Annotated in this window: 10 protein-coding genes; 8 read left to right on the top strand and 2 right to left on the bottom strand. The window is 69.1% G+C overall.

Annotated features, from left to right (window positions below):
* Positions 1–110: 110 nt before the first annotated feature.
* The 8 genes from ACIRA5_RS32605 to ACIRA5_RS32570 all read left to right on the top strand — a co-directional run bounded on the left by ACIRA5_RS32605 (position 111) and on the right by ACIRA5_RS32570 (position 10954).
* Positions 111–1781 (top strand): fumarate hydratase, encoded by a 1671-nt coding sequence (locus ACIRA5_RS32605; RefSeq protein ID WP_403696857.1) that lies wholly within the window; start codon positions 111–113, stop codon positions 1779–1781.
* 323 nt (positions 1782–2104) lie between these two features.
* A complete protein-coding gene (locus ACIRA5_RS32600) occupies positions 2105–2620 on the top strand; it encodes an SH3 domain-containing protein (protein WP_403696854.1) in 516 nt (171 codons plus the stop codon).
* 325 nt (positions 2621–2945) lie between these two features.
* On the top strand, positions 2946–3767 hold the full coding sequence (locus ACIRA5_RS32595; protein WP_403696851.1) for a DUF2690 domain-containing protein: 822 nt from the start codon (positions 2946–2948) through the stop codon (positions 3765–3767).
* 109 nt (positions 3768–3876) lie between these two features.
* Positions 3877–5277 carry a class II fumarate hydratase gene (locus ACIRA5_RS32590; protein WP_403696849.1) on the top strand — a complete coding sequence of 467 codons (1401 nt, stop codon included), beginning with the start codon at positions 3877–3879 and terminating at the stop codon, positions 5275–5277.
* Positions 5278–5403: 126 nt separating this feature from the next.
* Entirely contained in the window at positions 5404–6096 is a 693-nt protein-coding gene (locus tag ACIRA5_RS32585; protein ID WP_403696846.1) for a DUF402 domain-containing protein, read from the top strand.
* 378 nt (positions 6097–6474) lie between these two features.
* The gene (locus ACIRA5_RS32580) at positions 6475–8640 is read left to right on the top strand and encodes a SpoIIE family protein phosphatase (RefSeq protein ID WP_403696843.1); all 2166 of its coding nucleotides are present in this window, start codon (positions 6475–6477) and stop codon (positions 8638–8640) included.
* A gap of 134 nt (positions 8641–8774) precedes the next feature.
* Positions 8775–10238 (top strand): catalase, encoded by a 1464-nt coding sequence (locus ACIRA5_RS32575; protein WP_403696839.1) that lies wholly within the window; start codon positions 8775–8777, stop codon positions 10236–10238.
* A gap of 113 nt (positions 10239–10351) precedes the next feature.
* Entirely contained in the window at positions 10352–10954 is a 603-nt protein-coding gene (locus ACIRA5_RS32570; protein WP_403696836.1) for a hypothetical protein, read from the top strand.
* 74 nt (positions 10955–11028) lie between these two features.
* Here ACIRA5_RS32570 and ACIRA5_RS32565 read toward each other — a convergent pair whose 3' ends face one another.
* Both ACIRA5_RS32565 and ACIRA5_RS32560 read right to left on the bottom strand, forming a co-directional pair.
* Positions 11029–15405, bottom strand: coding sequence for a hypothetical protein (locus ACIRA5_RS32565; protein WP_403696833.1), 4377 nt, complete (start codon positions 15403–15405; stop codon positions 11029–11031).
* A 344-nt stretch (positions 15406–15749) separates the two neighbouring features.
* Entirely contained in the window at positions 15750–18050 is a 2301-nt protein-coding gene (locus ACIRA5_RS32560) for a transglycosylase domain-containing protein (RefSeq protein WP_403696830.1), read from the bottom strand.
* Positions 18051–18097: the final 47 nt, after the last annotated feature.

Below are 18097 nucleotides of genomic sequence, written 5' to 3'. Positions count from 1 at the left end.
TTCACGCCAACTGAGCCTTACCTCACAGACTCACCGTCCGCGCCAGGTTCTACGCTGGTGGATGCTGCCAATGGAGGCATGCCGCTGTCTGCCGAGTGAGGAATGGGCTAGTGCCTGAGTTCGCGTACACCGATCTGCTCCCCCAGGGAGAGGACACCACTCCGTACCGGCTGGTGACCTCCGAGGGTGTCTCCACCTTCAAGGCCGACGGGCGCACGTTCCTCAAGGTCGAGCCGGAGGCGCTGCGCAAGCTCGCCGCGGAGGCCGTCCACGACATCCAGCACTATCTGCGGCCCGCGCACCTGGCGCAGCTGCGGCGCATCATCGACGACCCCGAGGCGTCCGGCAACGACAAGTTCGTCGCCCTGGACCTGCTGAAGAACGCGAACATCGCAGCCGCCGGCGTGCTGCCCATGTGCCAGGACACCGGCACCGCGATCGTGATGGGCAAGCGCGGACAGAACGTGCTCACCGAGGGCGGCGACGAGGAGGCCCTCTCGCGGGGCATCTACGACGCGTACACCAAGCTGAACCTGCGCTACTCGCAGATGGCTCCGCTCACCATGTGGGAGGAGAAGAACACCGGGTCCAACCTTCCGGCACAGATCGAGCTGTACGCGACCGACGGCGGCGCCTACAAGTTCCTGTTCATGGCCAAGGGCGGCGGTTCGGCGAACAAGAGCTTCCTGTACCAGGAGACGAAGGCCGTTCTGAACGAGGCCTCCATGATGAAGTTCCTGGAGGAGAAGATCCGTTCACTGGGCACGGCCGCCTGCCCGCCGTACCACCTGGCGATCGTGGTCGGCGGCACGAGCGCCGAGTACGCCCTGAAGACCGCGAAGTACGCCTCCGCGCACTACCTGGACGAGATTCCGGCCGAGGGCTCGGAGCTCGGTCACGGCTTCCGGGACAAGGACCTGGAGGAGAAGGTCTTCGAGCTGACCCAGAAGATCGGCATCGGCGCGCAGTTCGGCGGCAAGTACTTCTGTCACGACGTGCGCGTGGTGCGTCTGCCGCGGCACGGCGCGTCCTGCCCCGTCGCGATCGCGGTGTCCTGCTCCGCGGACCGTCAGGCCGTCGCGAAGATCACGGCCGAGGGCGTGTTCCTGGAGCAGCTGGAGACCGACCCCGCGCGCTTCCTGCCGGAGACCACGGACGAGCACCTGGACTCCGCCGGGGACGACGTCGTCCGGATCGACCTGAACCAGCCGATGGACGACATCCTCGCCGAACTGACGAAGTACCCGGTCAAGACCCGGCTCTCGCTCTCCGGCCCGCTCGTCGTGGCGCGCGACATCGCGCACGCCAAGATCAAGGAGCGGCTGGACGCGGGCGAGGAGATGCCGCAGTACCTCAAGGACCACCCGGTGTACTACGCCGGTCCGGCCAAGACCCCCGAGGGTTACGCGTCGGGTTCGTTCGGCCCCACCACCGCCGGCCGCATGGACTCCTACGTGGAACAGTTCCAGGCCGCGGGCGGCTCCAAGGTGATGCTCGCGAAGGGCAACCGTTCCGCGCAGGTCACAGGCGCCTGTGACGCGCACGGCGGCTTCTACCTCGGCTCCATCGGCGGCCCCGCCGCGCGGCTCGCCCAGGACTGCATCAAGAAGGTCGAGGTCGTCGAGTACGAGGAGCTCGGCATGGAAGCCGTCTGGAAGATCGAGGTCGAGGACTTCCCGGCGTTCATCGTCGTCGACGACAAGGGCAACGACTTCTTCCAGGACCCGGCACCGGCTCCGACGTTCACGTCGATTCCGGTACGGGGACCTGGGCTCGCGTAGTGCCTTTCGGGGCGGCCGGGATGACATTCGCCCCCGCCGCCCCTACCCGTCCCATCCCCAGGGGCTCCGCCCCTTCGCCCCCGCTGGGGCCGCGCCCCAGACCCCGGTTCACGTCGATTCCGGTATGGGGACCTGGGCCGGCGTAGCGTCCCGGGACGCCAGAGGCAGCTGTTCGCTGCCTGGACGCGTCCCGCCACGCCCCGATGCTGTCCCACTTCGTCCCAGGAACGAGCGGGACAGCATTTTTGTGAGCTTTGCCGGAAACCCTCCGTGATGACCGGATCACAGCCTGTGGTCCGCAGGTCATCTCGGAGGGAAATCCCATGATTGGTCGCACCTTGCGCAACGGCCTGGTGGCCGCGATCGCGGCTGTCGCCGTCTTCCCGGTGACAGCCGTCGCCTCCGCCGCCCCGGCCGCCCCGCACGTTCCCAGCCGGGGCGCCGCGTCCTCGCCGGTCGCGTCGTCGAGCTGGTACCCGGCGTCCCCGCAGTCCTCGATCCCCGGCCTCCAGCGCGCCGCGCGCACCCTGTCCCTGGCTCCGAGGCACCACTACAGGCACTACGCGATCACCCACGCGCGCCACCACGCCCGGCACCACCTCACCCGGCACGTCCTGGGCCGGGTGACGACCCACCACACGCGTCTGCGCGTCCGGTCCGGTCCGGGTACCGGTTACCGGATCGTCGGCTCGCGGCGGGCCGGCCGTGTGGTGACCCTCGTCTGCAAGAAGAGCGGTTCCTCCGTCATGGGCAACTCGCGCTGGTACAAGCTCGCCCACGGCCGGGGCTACGTCTCCGCCCACTACGTCCGCAACAGCCGCGCCGTCCGCTGGTGCTGACGAACACCTCGCCGCTCGCCTCCTGAGGTCCGGCGCCGGCCGGCGGGGCGAGGTCCGCCCCGCCGGCCGGTAGGACAAGTCGATCAGCCGACGACCCCACTCCCCTGACGAAACAGCAGGTCAACTCCCCTTCATATTCGGTTCGCATTCGGGCGATCGGGGTGTGCCCGGGCACCGTGCGAGGGAACACATCAGGGCGGTCACCCCGGCAGGGCGAGGGAGCGAGAGGAAGAGCCACGTGAGGGTCAAGAGACAGCCGCTGCCCGACTCGTTGGACGAGACAGAACACAGCAAGGCAGTACGTACGAAAACAGAGCATATCGACATGGAGCACATCGGTACTGAGCGCATCCATACCGAAGGCATCGGCACGGAGGACATCGACGAGGAGCGGCTGCTGATGGAGCGGCTCCGGTGCCTCAAGCAGCGGACGGGGCTGAGTCTGGCCGCGCTGGCCTCCGTCACCCCGTTCAGCAAGTCGACCTGGCACCGCTACCTGAGCGGTGATCAGTTTCCGCCGCGCTCGGCGGTCGAGTCGCTCGGCCGTCTGGCGGACACCGACCCGGGTCCCCTTCTCTCCCTGTGGGACGCCGCGTCCCGGGCCCAGTCCAGGGCGGCGACCCCGCCCCTGGGGGCCTCGGTCCCACAGGCCGCGGTTCCGGACGCGCCGGTTCGGGGCCGGCGCGTCCGGGGGTCCAACCGGGCCGTCATCGCCCTCGCGGCGATGGCGGCCACGGTGGTGGTCACCGCGGGCGCCGCCGACGTCCTCGACCCCGACCAGCCCGTGGCCCCCGCCAGCGCCTCCTGCCGGGGCCGCGACTGCCAGGGGCAGATCCCGACCTCCGAGGCCTGCGGCCGTGACGCGCGTACGGAGAGCACCGTCACGCGCGCCGGGCAGGTCGTGCTGCTGCGTTTCTCCCCCTCGTGCGCGACGGTCTGGTCGGAGGTCCGCACCAGGACCGGCGGGGCGCGGGAGATCTCGATCAGATCCGACCATGACGAGCTGTCCGCCGCCTACCGGGGCGACCCCTCGGACGGCTACAGCAGCCCGATGCTGGCCGCGTCGAGCCCTCGTGGGGCGGAGGCCTGCGCCACGGTCGGCGGGACGTCGGCGTGCACCGGCCCGCTCGGCGGCTCACGGAGCTGACTCCCCGGGAGAGCCGTTCACCGAGCCGACTCTCCGGGAGAAACGGGAGCCGCCTTGCCGGGAACACGGGGCACGTCCGCGATGCTGTCCCCACTGGAGGTGATCGTCGATGGCCGACGAACAGGCAGCCCCGTACCGGATCGAGCACGACTCCATGGGTGAGGTCAGGGTGCCCGCGGACGCGAAGTGGCGGGCCCAGACCCAACGGGCCGTGGAAAATTTCCCCATCTCGGGTCAGCGTCTGGAGCGCGCGCACATCGAGGCGCTGGCGCTGATCAAGGGCGCGGCGGCCAGGGTCAACGCGAAGCTGGGGGTGGTCGACAAGGACGTGGCCGAGGCCATCCAGGAGGCGGCGGGCGAGGTCGCCGAGGGTCGCTGGGACGCGCACTTCCCGGTGGACGTCTTCCAGACGGGTTCCGGAACGTCCTCCAACATGAACACCAACGAGGTCATCGCCACGCTCGCGACCGAGCGGCTCGGCAGGGACGTACACCCCAATGACCATGTGAACGCCTCGCAGTCGTCGAACGACGTGTTCCCGTCCTCGCTCCACATCGCCGCCACCGCCGCCGTGACCAGGGATCTCGTCCCTGCTCTGGAACACCTCGCCGCCGCCCTGGAGCGGAAGGCCGAGGAGTTCGCGGACGTCGTGAAGTCGGGGCGTACGCATCTCATGGACGCCACGCCGGTGACGCTCGGGCAGGAGTTCGGGGGGTACGCGGCGCAGGTGCGGTACGGCGTCGAGCGCCTCCGGGCCTCGCTGCCCCGGCTCGCCGAACTGCCGCTCGGTGGGACCGCTGTGGGCACCGGGATCAACACGCCGCCCGGGTTCTCCGCGGCCGTCATCGCCGAGGTGGCGCGGGCCACCGGGCTGCCGCTCACCGAGGCCCGTGACCACTTCGAGGCACAGGGCGCGCGGGACGGGATCGTCGAGACGAGCGGGCAGCTGCGGACCATCGCGGTCGGGCTGACGAAGATCGCCAACGATCTGCGGTGGATGGCGTCCGGTCCGCGCACCGGGCTGGCCGAGATCAGCCTGCCCGACCTCCAGCCCGGCTCCTCGATCATGCCCGGCAAGGTGAATCCGGTCATTCCCGAGGCGGTGCTGATGGTCGCGGCCCAGGTGATGGGCAACGACGCGACGGTCGCCGTCGCCGGGGCCGCCGGCAACTTCGAGCTGAACGTCATGCTTCCGGTCATCGCGAAGAACGTCCTGGAGTCGATCCGTCTCCTCACCAACGTCTCGCGCCTGCTCGCCGACCGCACGGTCGACGGGATCGTCGCCCACCGCGAACGGGCCCGCGAGTACGCCGAGTCCTCGCCGTCGGTCGTGACACCGCTCAACAAGTACATCGGCTACGAGGAGGCCGCCAAGGTGGCCAAGAAGGCACTGGCGGAACGCCGGACGATCCGCCAGGTCGTTCTGGATTCCGGGTACGTCGAGCGCGGTGACCTCACCCTGGAGCAGCTGGACGAGGCGCTCGATGTCCTGAGGATGACGCATCCGTAAACGGCGTTCGCTCCCCGGATGACCTTGGAAGCCATTGAATGACGCCTCCGTTACGTCATTCGCTCCATCGCGCGAACCGTGACGCGCACCGCAGCGTCGTATGCCTGGGGCACCTAATATCTGGTCATGGCAGAGGGCGGAGCGGTGAGGCGAGTGGCGGCGGGCGGGTCGACGGTGTACTGGGCCCCCGGGAGTCACATTCTGTGGCGGTACCGGGAGAACGCCGGTGAGCACTTCCACATCTGCCGCCCCGTGACCGTAGTACGGGACGACGAGGAACTGCTCGCGGTGTGGATGGCGCCCGGCACCGAGTGCGTGAAGCCCGTGCTCGCCGACGGCACACCCGTGCACGGAGAACCGCTGGAGTCCCGCTACACCAAGGCGCGAACGGTGCAGCGGGGCCGCTGGTTCGGCACCGGAGTGCTGAAGCTGGCGCGGCCCGGCGAGCCCTGGTCGGTGTGGCTGTTCTGGGAACCGGGCTGGCGGTTCAAGAACTGGTACGTGAACCTGGAGGCGCCGCTCGCCCGTTGGGAGGGCGGGGTCGACTCCGAGGATCACTTCCTGGACATCTCCGTGCACCCGGACCGCAGTTGGCACTGGCTCGACGAAGACGAGTTCGCACAGGCGCAAAGAGCCGGATTGATGGATACTCAACTGGCCGCACAGGTAAGAGAGGCAGGGCACTGCGCGGTGGAGGTGATCCGTGCCTGGGGCGCGCCGTTCTCGGACGGCTGGCAGCACTGGCGCCCGGATCCCGCCTGGCCGGTTCCTTCCCTGCCGGATGACTGGGACCGTACGCCCGCGCACGTGTCCTCATGAGACCCTTGATGCGCCCCCGTGGTACAACCGTAGGATCGTCCTCCGCATCAAATAATGAAGGCCGGTGCGCAGCACCGTCGTTGAGGGGTGGTGGCCGAGTGGCGGGTGGGAGCACAGCAGCAACTCCCGCAGCATGCGCTGGGCTTGACCATACGTCACCGAGGGGCGGCAGGACGTGAGCGAGGGGTACGAGGGCCACGACGGTACGGTCGGCGGACGGCCCGCCGGGCCGCACAGGGCGTTCGGCCCGACGACGGCGTTCACGTCGGCGACGGGCAGGCCCCGTCCTGACGACGCGCAGATTCCGTTCCCGGGACACACATTCCGGGTATCGGGGCTGCGGGACGAACTGCACGCACGGCGCGCAGCCCCGGACGGATGGATTCGACACGCGTGACGGAGCACCCCACCTCGCACGAGCGCCGCCAGAGCGGCGCCGGCCGGCCCTCCACCCCCGCGGACCCCCGCGGGGCGCTCCTGCGTACCCCGGAGCCGCAGCGCGCGCCCGGCGCATTACCCGCACAACCCGCCCGCACCGGCGACGCCCCCACCGGTTCCGCTCCGGGCACGCCCTACGGCCAGCACGGATCGTCCGCCACCCAGGCGTCGGCGAGCACCGACACACCGTCTCCCTCGGGCACCGGCGCGCCCACGCCGCCGCCCGCCTCCCCCGGCCCCGAGCACTCCCAGCCCTCGGCCAGCGAGCCCGACGCGCACCGCCCGCGCCCGGCACCCGAGGGCATCCCGGCCCAGCCGGGCATGGAAGGCGACCGGCCGTCCGGGAACACCACGGGCACGGACCGGCGTACCGGGCAGGGGCTGCCGCACGCGGGCCCGATGCCGATGCGGCGTGACGGGGACCGGCTACGCTTCGTGGGTGCGGCGACCCGGCGGATCGCCCGCGGCATCGACCTGGACGAGATCGTCATGGGTCTGTGCCGGGCCACCGTGCCGACCTTCTCGGACGCGATCCTCGTCTATCTGCGGGACCCGCTGCCGGTCGGCGACGAGCGGCCCACCGGGCCCCTCGTGCTGCGGTTGCGGCGCACCGACCGGATCCCCGAGGAGCGGGACACCGAGAACGGCTTCATGCCCGCACTGCGGCCCGAGCCGAACGAACTTTCGGCGATGACGGCCGAGCTGTGCGAGGTGCGCCCCGGCGGCGCCCTCGCCGAGGTGCTGCGCGGCGTGCGCCCGGTCTTCGCGGACGCACCCGCCGCCCGGGCCGCGCTGCCCGAGCTGCTCGGCGACGAGCTGATCGTGCCCACCGGCCAGCGCGCGATCCTCGCCCCACTGCGCGGACGGCGCCGGGTGATCGGGGCGGCGCTCTTCGTGCGCCGCCCCGAGCGGATGGCGTTCGAGACGGACGATCTGCTGGTCGCGGCCCAGCTCGCCACGCACAGCGCGCTCGGCATCGACAAGGCGGTGCTCTACGGCCGCGAGGCGTACATCGCCGACGAGCTGCAGCGCACCATGCTGCCCGAGACGCTGCCGCGCCCCACCGGAGTGCGGCTGGCCTCGCGCTATCTGCCGGCCGCGGAGACCGCGCGGGTCGGCGGCGACTGGTACGACGCGATCCCGCTGCCGGGCAGCCGCGTCGCCCTCGTCGTCGGTGACGTCATGGGCCACTCGATGACCTCGGCCGCGATCATGGGCCAGCTGCGCACCACCGCGCAGACCCTCGCCGGGCTCGACCTGCCCCCGCAGGAGGTGCTGCACCACCTGGACGAGCAGGCCCAGCGCCTGGGCACCGACCGCATGGCGACCTGCCTGTACGCCGTCTACGACCCGGTCGCGCACCGGATCACCATCGCCAACGCGGGCCATCCGCCGCCGGTGCTGCTGCACCTGGGCGGCCGGGCCGAGGTGCTGCGGGTGCCGCCGGGCGCCCCCATCGGCGTAGGAGGAGTGGATTTCGAGGCGGTCGAGCTGGACGCGCCCGCCGGGGCGACGCTCCTGCTGTACACGGACGGCCTGGTCGAGTCGCGCCTGAGGGACGTGTGGACCGGCATAGAGCAGCTGCGCGAGAAGCTCGCCGCCACCGCGCAGCTCACCGGCCCGGACCATCCGCCGCCGCTGGAAGCGCTCTGCGACGAGGTGCTGGACATGCTCGGTCCGGGCGACCGGGACGACGACATCGCGCTGCTCGCCGCCCGCTTCGACGGGATCGCGCCGAGCGATGTGGCGTACTGGTTCCTGGAGCCGGAGGACGCGGCCCCCGGGCGGGCCCGGCGCCTGGCCCGCCGGGCGCTGTCCCGCTGGGGCCTTGAGGACATGAGCGATTCCGTGGAGCTGCTGGTCAGCGAGGTCGTCACCAACGCCGTGCGCTATGCGTCACGCCCGGTCACCCTCCGTCTGCTGCGCACGGACGTGCTGCGCTGCGAGGTGGGCGACGACGTGCCACAGCTGCCCAGGCTGCGGCAGGCGCGCGCCACGGACGAGGGCGGGCGTGGCCTGTATCTGGTCAACAAACTGGCCAGACGGTGGGGCGCCACGCGTCTGAGCACCGGAAAGGTGGTCTGGTTCGAACTGAACCGGGGCTGAATGGACCGGGGGGCCGAGGGGTACGCGATCCGCCTCGCCCCACGGCGGCCCGGTTGCCGACATCCTGTCGGCAGAGTTGACTGCTGAGGTGAGCGAAGCGATCTGAAGACTCTCTTCTTGACGGGAGGACGCTCGTGACGCAGGCACCCCAGAAGGCTCCGTACACCACGAACAACGCCGGCATTCCGGTGGAGAGCGACGAACACTCGCTGACCGTCGGTCCCGACGGCCCCATCCTGCTCCAGGACCACTACCTCATCGAGAAGATGGCCCAGTTCAACCGGGAGCGGGTCCCCGAGCGGGTGGTGCACGCCAAGGGCAGTGGCGCATACGGATTCTTCGAAGTAACGAATGATGTCAGTCAGTTCACCAAGGCCGACCTTTTCCAGCCGGGCAAACGCACCGAGATGCTGGCCCGTTTCTCCACCGTGGCCGGCGAGCAGGGTTCGCCCGACACCTGGCGCGACCCGCGCGGATTCGCGCTGAAGTTCTACACCGAGCAGGGCAATTACGACCTGGTGGGCAACAACACCCCGGTCTTCTTCGTCCGTGACACGATCAAGTTCCAGGACTTCATCCGCTCGCAGAAGCGCCACCCGGCGACCGGGCTGCGCAGCAACGACATGCAGTGGGATTTCTGGACCCTCTCGCCCGAGTCGGCACACCAGGTGACCTGGCTGATGGGCGACCGGGGCATCCCGAAGACGTACCGCAACATGAACGGCTACGGCTCCCACACCTACATGTGGATCAACGGCGCTGGTGAGAAGTTCTGGGTGAAGTACCACTTCAAGACCGACCAGGGCATCGACTTCCTCACCCAGGCGGAGGCCGACGAGCTGGCCGGGTCGGACGCGGACAAGCACCGCCGGGACCTGTACGAGTCGATCGAGTCCGGGAACGCGCCGAGCTGGAGCCTGAAGGTCCAGATCATGCCGTTCGAGGACGCGGCGGACTACCGCTTCAACCCCTTCGACCTGACCAAGGTCTGGCCGCACGGGGACTATCCCCTGATCGACGTCGGCAGGATGACCCTCGACAGGAACCCCGAGGACTACTTCATCCACATCGAGCAGGCCGCCTTCGAGCCGTCCAACCTGGTGCCGGGCATCGGCCCCTCGCCGGACAAGATGCTGCTCGGCCGGCTGTTCTCCTATCCGGACACTCACCGGTACCGGATCGGCCCGAACTACGCCCAGCTGCCGCCGAACCGTCCGCACGCCCCGGTGAACTCGTACGCCAAGGACGGCCCGATGCGCTACGAGCCGTCGCTCGCGGCGCGCCCGTACGCGCCCAACTCCTACGGCGGCCCCGCGGCCGACTTCTCCCGCTTCGGCGACCCGGTGAGCTGGCAGGCCACGGGCGAGCTGGTGCGCGAGGCGTACAAGCTGCACCGCGAGGACGACGACTGGGGCCAGCCGGGCACGATGGTCCGCCAGGTCCTCGACGACGCGGCCCGCGACCGCCTGGTCTCGAACGTCAGCGGCCACCTGAAGGCCGACGTCTCCCGCCCGGTCCTGGACCGCGCCCTGCAGTACTGGCGCAACATCGACAAGGAACTGGGCGACCGGATCGCCCACGACGTCAACGGAGGCTGAGCGCCCGGGTATACGGGGCGTGGCGCCCGAGGTGGAATCGATTCGACTCCACCTCGGGCGCCACGCGCTTGTGGTGTTGTAGGGGAGGCAGCATCCAGACGTGAGGACGAACCGTGCAGCTTCAAGACGTACTGAACCGTCTCGACCGGTGGCTGGAAGTCAACGCGCCGGATGATTTCGGCACGTTGAACCCGCCCGCGACGGCGTCGGAAATCGATGCGATCACCGAGGACAGGTTCTCGCTCGTCCCCGAGATCCGGACGTGGCTGGAGCATCACAACGGCGTGTCGACCCACTTCCGGCACAGCGGCCCCGGCGGCTTCCTTCCGGGCGGCCACTATCCGGTCGACGCCGAGCGCATGCTGCTCGGCCAGCGGGACATGGAGCAGGACGTGGCGTGGAGCCAGGAGGACGACAACGCGGACTTCGTCGTGGGCCGGACGGCTCATGTGAAATGGGTGCCCCTCAGCAGTACGCACGTCGGCACGCAGCTGATCGTGGACCATCGCGAGGGGCCGACGTACGGCGCCGTCCTGGAGATCGACCAGGATCTGGAACTGTGGGGGGTCGTGCGCTGGAAGAGCCTGTCCGAGATGTTCCAGGAGACACTCGAATCCCTGGAGACCGGACGGCCCGTCGTCACGGCGATCGGCAGGGAGATCCGTCCCGAGACGGTCCGCGAGTCGGACGGTACGAGCAACGTCGTCTGGACGTGACGCGGGAGGGCCCACCGTGGGGGACCGGCCGTACCGGCGGCCCCCCACGTCCATCGCCCTAGAAGGGCGGTGATTCAGGGACGGATGACGCAGACGTCATCGGGATTGCATCCCTCCATCTGCGGAACCTCCATGTAGAACGCCCCGCCGTTCTGCACCCGTGCCTTCGTGAAGAAGCCCGACAGTCCCGGGCCTCTTCCCGCGTCTCCGTTCTGCTTGCCCGGCATGGAAGCACGCCCGCAGATCTCCTTCCACGTGGGTGGGTCGTACCCGTCGTCGTCGAAGAGGCGCCAGGTGCCGTCGTCCTGCTTCTGCGCGAAGAGCTGCGCGCAGATCCCTCCGTTGACGACCGGTGTGGGTATTCCTCCGCTCTCCTGGGTGGCGGCGAAGGGGAACTCGTCGCACTGCACTCCCTGGGTGTCCCCGGTGGCGTCCGGGTGGGCCGTCCACTTGCCGACGCCGGTTTTGTTGCAAATCGTGTTGCGGTTGTGTTCCTGCTGGACCTTGTCCGTCATGCGGTGCATCGGTTTGTTGTACTTCTTGCTGCCCGGATGGTCCGCAAGCTTCTCCCGCAGCACCCAGTAGTAGGCGGCAGCGGCCGGATAGCGCTTGGTGTTGGTCTGCCACGTCGGTGTGTTCTTGGCGAAGACGCAGCCGGTCGAATTGGTTACAGCGACGCTGTTGTCACATTCGACCTCTCCCCAGAAGGTCCAGGACGGCTTGATGGTCGCGGCCGCGCCGGCCGCCTCGGGGGCAGCCGCCTTGAAGTTGAGGAACGTGCCCCGATCGAACTTCTGGGACGTACCGGACACAGCGTTGTTCCAGGTGAACGTCCTGGTCGCCGACGCCCAGTGCGTGTCCACAATGGGTTCCCACATGGTGAGACCGTCCCAGGTGCCCTGGTAGGCCTCGTCGCAGTCCGGTGTGCAGATCGCGTCCCAGTAGTCCAGGGACACGGTGCCCAACGAGGCGTCGAGGGACAGCGGGCTCATGAACATCCGCTCGCGGAACACGGCCTTGTTCTCCAGCAGCATCTCCTCGCGAACCGCGAAGATGGCCGTCCCCACCGTCTCGCCGTTGTGCTCCCACCTGATCACGACGGCCAGCTTGTTGCAGCCCTCGCGGCGCGTGATGGTGTAGCCGGAGACGGTGGGGTCGTCGCACCACGACACCAGCGGAGCGGCGGCTGCGGCGACGCCGCTCCTGGCGCTCTTGGACTGCTGCCACTTCCCGGCGCCGTACTTCTTGATGTCGTAGTCGAGCTTCACGCACTGGCGTGTGCCCTCGTGGTCCGTGGCGACGCAGCGCTCCTTGTTCGCCGCCAGCGTCGTGCCCTCGGGATTCGGCTGCTTCTGCCGGTCCGTGTCCTCCCACACCGGGTCGGGCGCGTCGGGGTCGCCCTCCGGGATGACGATATCGGGTACGAAGTCCCAGTCGCCGGGCTCGAACGCCACGGCGTCGAAGGCGATGTCCTCGTCACCCGTGCCGTCGGACGTGATCGTGTTCAGCTTGACCTCGGGCACGATGCCCTTGGTACGGAAGATCCCGAGCTTCACCCACCGGTTGCTGTCACCCGGCTGGGAGACGGTCCTGGTGCGCCAGCCGTTGCGGGTCTTGATCTGATACTTGGCGAGCTTGGTCTGCGCGCCGTGGTCGGGAAGGTGCACCCAGACCCGGGCGTCCTTGTCGAGCTCCCTGTTGAGCTTCCAGTCACCGGTGATCTTCAGCCGCTGGCCCTTGGTGTCGTCCGCGCGTGTGTGGCCGAACCAGAAGTGGCCGCCGAAGCCCGCGCCCAGTTGGTGGAGGTCGACCTTGGCCGGGTAGACGGTCTCGACCGCGTTGTTGGCGAAGTCGAAGCTGAAGGTGCCGGAGTTCGTCCAGGAGTTGCTGCAGCCCGCCCGGACGACGGGGGTGTCGGCCGGGACGTCGTCGACGATGAGAGCCCCGTCCGGGAGTCCGCTGGTGCTGCAGCTCGGCGGATATGCCGTGCCGTCGGCCTCTTCAGGCGCGGTGTCACCGAAGCGGACGAACTCGTATCCGCAGGTGTCGACGCAGTCGGTCTTCCACGTCACCGGCTTGTTCCACCAGCACTTGACGTCGTCACGGCCGCAGGGACCGCTGCTCGCGCTGTCGTTGGAGGCGCCGTCGGAGATCCGGCTCGGGTCGCAGCTGTTGGAGGAGTCGCAGAAGGCGTCCTCGGGCGCCTTGAGGTGGGCCCGGTTGTAGAGCGCGCTGCCCTTGACGGTGACGGCCGAGCTGGTGCCGTTCCAGGTGGCGGGGCGGAACGCGGGGACCAGCGTGCCGGGCGACTCCAGGAAGGAGGGCGGGTGGGCGGCGAAGCCGAGGACCTTCTCCTGGTAGGGCCAGTTCTGCGGGCGGGCCGCGGCGCTGGCGTCCTCGCCGCCGGCCGCGTTCTCCATGAACGGCAGCCGACCGGCGTCCCATTCGGGATTGGCGGGGTTGTTGGCCCAGCCCAGGCCCCACGGCGAGCCGTCACCGGCGTTGGCGTGGAAGCCGGAGTTGTACGCCCACAGGGCGAAGTACCAGTTCTCCGGCCGGCCGCTGGTGCCGTGGTTGGCGATCATGCCGGCGGCGCGGGTCTCGTTCCACTTGGAGACGAGGGTCTGCAGGCCCGCGGCGATGTTGGCGGTGTAGTCCAGCGCGGCGGCCCGCTGCTTCTGGTAGTCCCAGGCCGCACCGCCGTGACCGTCCTCGCGGCCGGCCATCCGCATGTGGTCGGTGATCTGCGTGATGCCGTAACCGCAGTCCGCCTTGGCGAAGTCGACGTCCCAGTCGTTGCTGGGATCCCCGTCGTAGAGGTTGATGCCGTAGTAGTTGCCGATCAGCGGGCTGGCGGTGACCCCGGGCACGGCCTCCCGGCCGGCCTGCCACATGTTCGATTCCTGGGTGGTCACCCCGAGCATGACCTGCGCCATGGCACGGCCGCCCCCGTCGAGCGGCGGGTTCAGGAAGAGTGACTGCGGCATGTAGGCGGGCATGCCCAGGTTCTTCCAGTTGGCAGGGCGCGAGATGTGCGTGTTCAGCAAGCCCTTGACCGCCATGTCGACCGCCCACTCCACCTGGCGCGGCTTGGGCTGCATGGCCTGGTTGCGCACATCGTTGCGCGGCACGGAGCAGGTGCGCTCCGCCTCCACCGGGTCGCTCGGGTCGCCCGCGGCCGTCGCGGCCACCGACGCCTTGGCACTGCCTCCGGAGCCGGACAGCAGCCCCGGGGACGCGTCACGGCCCTGGCTCGCGTACGCCGACACCCGATGTGCCGGATCGACGGTGAAGGAGGCCTTGCGTCCGGTGGCGCGGGTGGTCAGGGACATCTTCAGCGTACGGGCCCTGGTGGCCTCGCCGGGCTGCAGCAGCGTGCCCTTGCCGTCGGCCCAGGCCGTGTGGGTCAGGACGGCCTCGCCACGTGTGGAGACGGTGACGTCCTTCGGCGTCGACGCGAGCCTCTTCACCGTGGTCGGCGTTCGGGCGGCTGTCGGCCTGGTCGTGCCGGTCACATACACGGTCCCGGCGCTGCGGGTCAGTCCGGTCTCGGTGGCGAGGCCCCGGGCCAGCACGGTCGCCCGCGTGGTGCGTACGTCGGGGTGCGCGACGGCACCGGCCGTGATGCGCTTCACCTGGGACGTGGCACCGCGCTTGTCGAGGAAGGCGATCCCTCCGTCGCCGTCGGGCGTCAGGCGGTAGGGCACACCGTCGGTACGGGCGAGAGCCGTGCGCCCGCCCCTGGCGTCGACCTTGACGACCTCCGCGCCGGAGGCCGCGGCTATGGAACCGTCGGCAGCCGGGACGGCCGAGGTGACCTGCCCCTTGACCGGGATCGGCTTGCCGATCCCGCCTGTCGAGGCGTCCAGCCGGAACAGCCGGGTGCCGGGCCTGTCCTCACCGCCGGACTGGGTCAGGATCACCGTCTCACCAGGTCCGCAGCCCGGGTTGTAGTAGGACAGCGACGCCTTGAGGTCCAGCTTCGTCACCCGGCCGGAAGCCAGATCGACCACCGCGGTGAACCCGCCCCGAGCCATCAGCTGGGGCTTGTTGGTGAAGGTACGAGGCGCATAGACCACAACCGCCCGCTTGCCCGAACCGGTGACGCAGGTGTTGCCGATCCAGGCGTCGGCGTCGAATCCCGGCTCGGAAAGCGACGCAAGGGTGCGCCAGCTGTATCCGTCCTTCTTCCTGGCGGTCAAGAGATGGAAGCCGTCCGCGTCCCCCGAGGTCGTCCACGCCACGTCACCGGACGCCTGCCACCCCTTGCCCAGCACCGCGGCCCGCTCGGCCGACGGCACCGCGTCACGCTGAGCCTCGGCCGCCGTCTTCGTGGCGGAAGACGCCGGTGCCGGTGGATCGGCCCAGGCCACGGGCTGCGTAAGTCCGGCGAGTAACGCACCGGTCGCCAACGCGGCCAGCCGTACCCGCATTCGTCTGTAGAGTCGCAAAATATCCCCTTCTCACATGGCTCCCGCACTACGAGAGCCCTGAAAAGGAAAGGGCACCTTGACCACAATCCGGGCATGCCTGATGGGCCGCGCATCGAGTTCGGAGTTCGCGGATTCAGACATGAATTGAGCGCAGTCAGCCGGTCAACGCGCAGCGCAAGGTGTCGCCAAGATCCCCTCCCCGTTGACGGGAGAATGGTCCAGGCACCCAACCCGAGTCAATGAATTTCTCATAGAACTTTAAAGTTTCGGCCTTTGTGGCCGATAATCACCCAGCAAAAAGGGCACCCGGTGAGCCACCGGGCGCCCTTTTTCGCTCAGGCCCTGGTGGGCCTTTTTGACGGTTACTGCTGGTTGTCCGGATTGAATGGGTCCGGTGGTGTGATCTCGTCGGTCGGGGTCCCCGCCGGGGTGGTCGGGGGTGTCGTCGCCGGGGTGCTCGGGGGCTCCGACGTCGGGGTCGGCGGCGCGCTGGTGGTGGGCGGCTCGCTGGTCGGCGGCTCGGTGGTCGGGGTCTGCGACGCCGTCTCGCTCGGCGTGTCGCTGATCGTCGGCGTGGTGGTGGGCGCCATCGCCGCACCCTGGGTGGTGTCCAGGTCGAAGGTGGTGACGCTGCCCATCGCGTTGAAGGTGTACGCCGCCCATATCTGGGCCGGGAAGCCGCCGCCGTTGACACGGCCGCCGCCCGCGGCGCCCTTCAGGGAGACCTGCGTACCCTGCTTGACCACCTTGCCACCGCTGTCCTTGCGGTCCTTGGGGACCTCTCCGAACAGACCGACCGAGGTGACCAGGTTCGGCGTGTACCCGGTGAACCAGGCCGACTTGTTGTTGTCGGACGTACCCGTCTTGCCCGCGACCTGCTGGTCGTTGCGGTCGACCGCCTGGGCCACCGAGACCTGGGCCGTACCGTCGTTGACCACGCCGGTGAGCACCGAGGTGACCGTGTCGGCCGCCTGGGAGCTGATGACCTGGTCGCCGATCGGGGTCGGGAAGTCGACCGTACGGTCCTTGTGCTCGGCCGAGGCGACGATGGCCGGGGTGACCTTCCGACCGTGGTTGTCGAGGGTCGCGTAGATGCCCGCCATCTCCAGCGGGCTCGCGCCCATGGTGCCGAGGGTCTGCGCGGGCACCGCCTGCATGCCCTTGGTGTCCATGCCGAGCTTGCCGGCGACCTTGAGGACCTCGTCCATGCCGACGTCGACGCCCATCTGCGCGAAGACGGAGTTGATGGACTTGTTCATCGCGGTCTGGACCGTGACGTCGCCGTAGTTCTGGTCGTCCTCGTTGGGCGGCGCGAAGCCGATGCTGCTGCCCTTGACGGAGCGACCGCTGGTGCCGTCGTAGACCGTGTCCGCCGTGATGCCCTGGCCGTCCTGCGTCTTGGCCTGCTCGTCCAGGGCCGCCGCGAAGATCAGCGGCTTGAAGGTGGAGGCGGGCTGGTAGTCGCGGCGGGTCGCGTTGTTCACGTAGTGCTTGAAGTAGTCCTCGCCGCCGTACATCGCCACGACCTTGCCGGTCTTGGGGTCGACGGACGCGGCACCGGCCTCGACGTCACCGTCGACCTTGCGCTTCTTGGTGTCCAGCTTGCCGGTGAGCTTCGTCTTGACGGCGACTTCCAGCTGCGTCTGCTTCTTCTTGTCGATGTTGAGCGTGATCGTCCAGCCGCCCGCGTCGACCAGCGCCTTGGCGTCCTCGTAGTTGGCGGCGGCGCCCTGGGTCACGAGCCGCTTGGCCAGCGCGCCGTTGGCCGCGTCCACCAGGTAGCCGGTCTGGCCCTCCATGCCGGGCACGCCCTTGGGGTCCTGCGGGACCGGGAACTTCATGGTCGCGCGCTTGGCGGCGGGCAGCCAGCCCTCCTCGACCATGTTGTCGAGGGTGTAGTTCCAGCGGGCCGTGACCAGCCGCTTGCCGGTGTCCGTGGCGGCACCCCAGTCGTACTGGCTCGGGGCCTGGAGCAGCGAGGCGAGGTACGCACCCTGCTCGACCGTGAGTTCACTCGCGTCCTTGCCGTAGTACGCCTGGGCCGCCGCCTGGATGCCGTAGGAGTTGCGGCCGTAGTAGCTGGTGTTGATGTAGCCCGCGAGGATGTCGTCCTTGGACTGCTGACGGTCCAGCTTCAGCGAGATGACCAGTTCCTTCAGCTTGCGCGTGACGGTCTGGTCCTGGGTGAGGTAGTAGTTCTTGACGTACTGCTGGGTGATCGTCGAACCACCCTGTTTGCCCTTGCCGGACAGGGTGTTGATCAGACCTCGGGCCGTGCCCTTGAGGTCGACGCCGGAGTCCTTGTAGAAGGACTTGTTCTCCGCGGCGACGAAGGTCTTCTGGACGTCCTTGGGCACCTTGTCCAGGCCGACGATCTCACGGTTGACCTTGCCGGTTCGGGCGAGCGTGCTGCCGTCGCTGTACTTGTAGATGTTGCTCTGCTGCGTGGCAGCCGCGTTGCCCTGGGGTATGGACACCACCATGTAGAGCACGATGAAGGCGCCCATACCGAGCAGACAGAAGCCCAGGAAGGTGCCGACAATCGTCTTCCAGTTCACGAACCGGCGTATGCCGGTGCGCCGGGGCTTTCCTCCGGACGAGGGCATGGCCGCCGCGCGGCGGCCACCGTGCTGCCGCGCTCGTCTCTCTTCCGCTCGTCCCATGGCTGCGTCCGCTCCGCTCGCTCTCGTGTCGCGCTCTCTTGTACGCG

The sequence above is a fragment of the Streptomyces sp. NPDC096311 genome (assembly GCF_044763085.1).
Lineage (GTDB): Bacteria > Actinomycetota > Actinomycetes > Streptomycetales > Streptomycetaceae > Streptomyces.
The sequence above is the reverse complement of the archived record's forward strand: the minus strand, read 5'-3'. Positions and strand labels throughout refer to the sequence as shown.